At 37.5% G+C, this 5,500-nt stretch carries 7 protein-coding genes; 3 read left to right on the forward strand and 4 right to left on the reverse strand.

Annotated features, from left to right (window positions below; genetic code table 11):
• The first annotated feature begins 187 nt into the window (after nucleotides 1-187).
• Nucleotides 188-952 (forward strand): nickel pincer cofactor biosynthesis protein LarB, encoded by a 765-nt coding sequence (gene larB, locus EA365_00220; GenBank protein ID TVQ49745.1) that lies wholly within the window; start codon nucleotides 188-190, stop codon nucleotides 950-952.
• Here the strand turns inward: larB and EA365_00225 are convergent.
• The 3 genes from EA365_00225 to EA365_00235 all read right to left on the reverse strand — a co-directional run bounded on the left by EA365_00225 (nucleotide 947) and on the right by EA365_00235 (nucleotide 2,985).
• Nucleotides 947-1,669, reverse strand: coding sequence for a hypothetical protein (locus EA365_00225; GenBank protein ID TVQ49746.1), 723 nt, complete (start codon nucleotides 1,667-1,669; stop codon nucleotides 947-949). The genes larB and EA365_00225 overlap by 6 nt on opposite strands.
• Before the next feature lie 109 nt (nucleotides 1,670-1,778).
• Complete coding sequence (locus EA365_00230; protein ID TVQ49747.1) at nucleotides 1,779-2,246, reverse strand: YbjN domain-containing protein; 468 nt, start codon at nucleotides 2,244-2,246, stop codon at nucleotides 1,779-1,781.
• Entirely contained in the window at nucleotides 2,218-2,985 is a 768-nt protein-coding gene (locus tag EA365_00235; protein ID TVQ49748.1) for a metal ABC transporter ATP-binding protein, read from the reverse strand. The genes EA365_00230 and EA365_00235 overlap by 29 nt, the downstream gene beginning before the upstream one ends.
• Nucleotides 2,986-3,069: 84 nt before the next feature.
• On the opposite strand from EA365_00235, the gene EA365_00240 reads away from it, so the two are divergent.
• Nucleotides 3,070-3,984, forward strand: coding sequence for a metal ABC transporter substrate-binding protein (locus EA365_00240; protein ID TVQ49749.1), 915 nt, complete (start codon nucleotides 3,070-3,072; stop codon nucleotides 3,982-3,984).
• The gene (locus EA365_00245) at nucleotides 3,974-4,687 is read left to right on the forward strand and encodes a fimbrial protein (GenBank protein TVQ49750.1); all 714 of its coding nucleotides are present in this window, start codon (nucleotides 3,974-3,976) and stop codon (nucleotides 4,685-4,687) included. Before EA365_00240 ends, EA365_00245 begins: the two co-directional genes overlap by 11 nt.
• A gap of 590 nt (nucleotides 4,688-5,277) precedes the next feature.
• Here the strand turns inward: EA365_00245 and EA365_00250 are convergent.
• Nucleotides 5,278-5,500 (reverse strand): protein kinase (locus tag EA365_00250; GenBank protein TVQ49751.1); only part of this gene is annotated, 223 nt, incomplete at its 5' end.

The following is a 5,500-nucleotide window of genomic DNA, read 5'->3' on the forward strand; positions in this document are numbered from 1 at the left end:
GTCTCCCTTGTCTTACCTCATGATAACTTTTCTGTAAAAAACCTACACTTGTGAGGCAGGGGAGAGGGGGAGAGGGGGAGACGGGAGTGTATTGTATGGCAATAATAAAACCTAATACCTAATACCGAATTCACCTTAAAGATAATGCTATCATAGACAGATAGAAATTGTAATTACATGCCCCCACATGAGCGAACCAGACGTTATCGAAACATTACTCAAAGCGGTTGCCAGAGGAGAAGTTAGCCCAGATCAAGCCTTTGCGCAACTTAAAAACCTCAGTTTTGAAACTGTGGGGGATTTCGCTAAAATAGACCATCATCGTCAATTAAGAACAGGTTTTCCTGAAGTAATTTGGGGAGAGGGAAAAACCTTAGAGCAATTAATTGCTATTATCCATAACATGATTAGGCGATCGCCTCTAGTCATGGCTACTCGTATAGATTCTACTGTCGCTGAACAATTACAAGCAGAGGTAGAGGGGTTAAGATATTATCCCCAAGCCCGTATTTGCGCGTTAGGACAGCTGAAAACCAAGTATAAGGGCAAAATTGGCATTTTAAGCGCAGGAACTGCTGATTTACCCGTAGCTGAGGAAGCAGCGGTAACAGCAGAACTTTGCGGGTTTACTGTTTTGCGTCTCTGGGATGTGGGAGTATCGGGAATACATCGTCTTTTTAGTAATCGTCATATTCTACAGGAAGCAGACGTTTTAGTAGTAGTAGCGGGTATGGAAGGAGCGTTACCTAGTGTAGTCGCAGGTATTGTTGATTGTCCCGTGATTGGTGTTCCCACTAGTATTGGTTATGGTGCTAGTTTTGGTGGTATCGCACCTCTATTAACTATGCTTAATTCTTGTGCTGCTGGTGTAGGTGTAGTTAATATTGATAATGGTTTTGGGGGAGCAATTCTCGCGGGACAAATTTTACGTCGAGTTAATAAGTTATTATAAATGCCAACTCGATCGCCAGGCTGTTTCTGCTTCAGCGATGGCTAATTCTTTTATTTGTCTTTGATATTTTTGTTCTAGTTGCTTAATTTCTTGTTTAATTGTTCTGATTTTATTCCTTTGAGTGGTCAAATTACTCTCACTAAATTCTATCTCTATTAAAGATAATCTTAAGACCGTCACTTGACTAATATTATTTTCTTTCTCTGTTAAAATATTTAATAAATTGGGTGAACTATTTATATTTGGTAGATTTTCTTCTGCTTCCATCGCCATAGCAATGATTTTTGCTGGTATATCTTCTGGTAAAATACCTACTTTTTGTAAACAGTTATTCCCTAATTTTGAGATCTCTTCTAATTTTAAGACTAAAGAAGCTTCGAGATTATCTAACCAATCTGCTAATTCTCCTGGATTGCGAATATTCAGCGTATCTTCTTCTGAACTAAAATAATCTAGTAAATCTTGGAAGTTTTCTTGACTTATTTTTCTGAGTTGTTGTTGCAGATGTTCTCTTTGACTAAAAGATATTTTTAAGAAAGCTTCGGGATAAATCTGAGTACAAATTTGGTAGGATGCTAAGATAAATTGCTTAGCTACTACCTGAATCAATAAGTTTAGATAATCCTTATATGCTTTGTATATTTCTTCACCCGTTAAGCTAACTTTTTCCTCTATTTTGTCTAGTTCTTTTTTGATTTGTTGAATTGTTTTGCTCATAGTTATTAAAGGCAAAAGGGGAATGAAGAATTAAGAATGAAGAATTAATTATTTTTTCTAAATTCACCCATTCTAAATTCTAAATTTACCTAAATTTTAGCTACAGAAATTATTGGCTGCCATACTTGGCTTGGAGAAGTTCGTCATTATCGTCAGCGATAGTTGCTACTAAGGTAATAGCGCGAGAAATTTCCCCTGGGTTTAAATCAGCTATAGTGCGTTGAACTGAAAGTACTATACTATCATTAAATATACTAAAACAAGTCTCAAAAGTTCCCGACCAATTCATCTCTAACAAATGACGCATTAATTCTGGTTCATTATTAGCGGGTAATTTTAACACAGTTGACCAAACTGTTAGTAAATCTTCCTCGGTTTCTCCCGTTAACTGGACAAAGACTTCCACTGTACCATACTGGAATTTCCACAGATAACCATCTTCTGTTTGTTTTACCATCGCACTGTCATTTTGTTCCATACTGCTAATCACAGTTTCAATGGTGTCTTTACAACTAATGGGGTTAGTATCTTCCTCGTCATCTAAGATATTATCTATATTGAGTTCTTCTGTCGTCATAATATTCCTCTAGGTTAAAAAATTTCACTCTACCACTATAAGCGCGTTCGAGGTTTTCTGCTTGTAAAACCAAATCGCGATCGCCGTAAGCTATCACTTCTCTATTTAACAAGATAAGTTCATCAAAATTAGTGATCGATTCTCCTAGATCGTGATTAACTACTAAAACTATTTTACCCTCTTGTGCTAATTCGGTGAAAATCTCAAAGATAATCTCTTCGGTGCGATGATCTACCCCTACAAAAGGTTCATCAAAGAGAAATATCTCTCCCCCTTGACAAAGGGAACGCGCGAGAAATACTCTCTGTTGTTGACCACCTGATAATTGACCAATAGGTCGATGTTGATAAGCACTCATACCTACTCTCATCAACGCTTCTTTGGCTTTATTTTTACTATTAGCAGAAAATCCTCTTAACCAACCAGTTTGTCTAATTCTTCCCATCATGACTACATCCCACACCGTCACTGGATATGTCCAATCAATTTGCGATCGCTGGGGAACATAAGCAACTTTACTCAGTTGTTGTTTTAAGGGTTGATTGTCATAAATTACTTCTCCGAGACTTGAAGGGATTAAACCCAACATTGCTTTAATCAGAGTACTTTTCCCCGCGCCATTTGGACCGATTAACCCTGTGACTTTTCCTGGTAAGACTTCTAAACTAACATCACTTAAGGCTTGAACTTTTCTATATTCTACCGATAGATGATTGACTCTGATTTTGTGACTATTCATAATCTTGTTAATTAACCCTTTCTTCTAGCATAAGCCAAAAATGAAAAAATTATGATAAACTTTATGAAAAAATTATGAAAACCAATGAAACTATTTACTTCCTTAGTAGTAGGGCTAACTTTACTAGGAATCTCTGTAACGGGTTGTCAAAGTGAAACTATCCCCTCAGATAAAATCCTGGTTGTCTCCACCAATACGATTATCGCTGACTTAACTGAAACGATTGGGGGAGAAGCGATCGAACATAGGGGAATCCTTAAACCAGGAGATGACCCCCATTTGTATGAACCAGTACCTAGAGACGTAGCATTAATCGAAAAAGCTGACTTGATTATCTATAACGGTTATAACCTTGAACCCGCTTTAATCAGACTTATCGAAGCAACGGGAATACAAGCACAAAAATTAGCCGTAGGAGAAAGAGTACCCCCCTTAGAAATCGATGAAGAAGGTAATAAAGTTCCTGATCCTCACGTTTGGGGAAACGCAGCTAATGGTATAATCATGGTTAACGCCATTAGAGATACTCTGATCGCTTTATCTCCTGAAAATGCTGCAGAATTTACCGCTAATGCAGCGCAACTCACCGCAGAATTAGAAGAACTCCACGAATGGATTAAAGCACAAATCGCTACCATTCCCGAAGAGCAACGCTTTTTAATTACCACTCATGATGCTTTTGGCTATTATGCCCAAGCTTATGATATACCAGTAGCAGGTACTCTGATTGGTATCAGCACCGAAGAACAACCTAGCGCTCAAACTCTGCAAAATCTAGTCACAGAAATCAAAACTCTAGGGGTAAAAGCGATTTTTGCTGAAACCACTATTAACCCTAGTTTAATTGCAACCGTCGCTAGTGAAGCGGGAGTAAAATTAGCCCCAGGTAAACTCTATTCTGACTCTCTGGGTATTCCAGGGAGTGAAGCTGATACCTATATCAAAATGCTCAAAACTAATACCCTTACCATCGTAGAAGCGCTAACCCATGACAACTAATCTTACTCTCAACGAATCAGAAACTCTCCTCTCTACTATCGAACAATTAAAAACTACTAGTCAAGCTAAATTAGGTGCACCCTTAACCGATGTAGGCTTAAACCCAACAGATGCAGCTAAAATCGAATCTTTAGCCCAAAGTTTAGAGGCTAAAAACCCTTATCTCTATCCTCTGTTATATAAACCAGAACTACTCAATGGGGTTTGGTTATTACACTATTCTACTTCCCGAGAAATTCGCTCTTTGACTCGTTTAAAATTCGGTTTTCAAGTAGCTAAAGTTTATCAAGTTATTGACGTTGCTTCTAATTCTTTCTTAAATCAAGCTTTTGTTGAACATAAACTCGGTTTACTATCAGGATTTGTCTTAGTTACCGCTGTTTTTGCCGCAGCTAAAAATGATTCTGGTTTACCCGATAATAAGTTAAATATTCAATTCTTAAAACGTTATCTAGCTATTACTAAATTAGCAGGTGTTTCTACTCCTAAATTGACCCCTTTTAAGGAAGTAGATGCTCGTAACCCCCAAGGCAGAATACCCACTTTTACCATTACTTATTTAGATGAATTTCTGCGCATTGGTAGAGGTGGTGATGGTGGTTTATATGTTCTTTCTAAATCTCAAGATAATTTATTTATGAACCTAGGCGCAGAGAAGAGGGAAATGCGCGAATTAAGAATTAAGAATGAGGCAATACTTTGATCTAGCTCCTGTAAAATTAACTCTAAGTAGGTAGCCCTAAATAAACGTTAATATAATTAATAACAATCTTCAGCCTAAAGATCTTGCGGTTGCTTCTATCGGCTGCGCTCCATGTGCTACGCAGAGCCTGCGGCAGCGCAATGACATTTTAAGTTTAATTAAGCTGATCTACTTACTAAAACAATAATTAATTTTAAATCTTCCACCAGTATTCTTACGGTAACTTTGGTTGAGGAAAAGTTTTTTTTGAGCTAGTAGAGGTTTTTTGACTGCAAAAATCAAGTATAAGCGAGCAAGATGCTCGCACTCCAGTATAAATAATGAAAAAATCATTCGCTCATTCGCTCATTCTACTTTTAGGTCGTTCGTCACCCCATGAGATAATTCCCTCTCGTTTTTACGTTAATAATTGTTTAAGTTTCACAGAATACCTCCTCCAAAATGGTTTTACGAATTAAAGTGTCTATTACTTTATGTCATGGCGAGCGTCAGCGAAGCCATCGCAAACCCTAAGAAAGTAAATCAGTAGAACGCTTTATTAAGGTTGCTACGCTTACTGCTACGCGGATCTTGCCCACTCATAATCCTAACTAATTGTTGCTATCGACATTCCAAATTCTGATATTCTGACTACTATCACTAGCTAAATAGTTACCATCGGGACTATAATTTACTGAGTTAATCCACTTAAAACCATCCCTTAGAGTACGTATTTCCTTTCCTGTTTGTATAGACCAGATTTTGATAGTACCATCATTACTACCACTAGCTAAATAGTTACCATCGGGACTATAATTTACTGAGTAAACCCAA

The sequence above is a fragment of the Gloeocapsa sp. DLM2.Bin57 genome (assembly GCA_007693955.1).
Classification (GTDB): Bacteria; Cyanobacteriota; Cyanobacteriia; order Cyanobacteriales; family Gloeocapsaceae; genus Gloeocapsa.

What these genes read in the sequence shown, in the direction of transcription:
- EA365_00245 (TVQ49750.1), top strand. Translation starts at nt 3,974, where the DNA reads ATGACAACTAATCTTACTCTCAACGAATCAGAAACTCTCCTCTCTACT.
- larB (TVQ49745.1), top strand. Translation starts at nt 188, where the DNA reads ATGAGCGAACCAGACGTTATCGAAACATTACTCAAAGCGGTTGCCAGA.
- EA365_00235 (TVQ49748.1), bottom strand. Translation starts at nt 2,985, where the DNA reads ATGAATAGTCACAAAATCAGAGTCAATCATCTATCGGTAGAATATAGA.
- EA365_00240 (TVQ49749.1), top strand. Translation starts at nt 3,070, where the DNA reads ATGAAACTATTTACTTCCTTAGTAGTAGGGCTAACTTTACTAGGAATC.
- EA365_00230 (TVQ49747.1), bottom strand. Translation starts at nt 2,246, where the DNA reads ATGACGACAGAAGAACTCAATATAGATAATATCTTAGATGACGAGGAA.
- EA365_00225 (TVQ49746.1), bottom strand. Translation starts at nt 1,669, where the DNA reads ATGAGCAAAACAATTCAACAAATCAAAAAAGAACTAGACAAAATAGAG.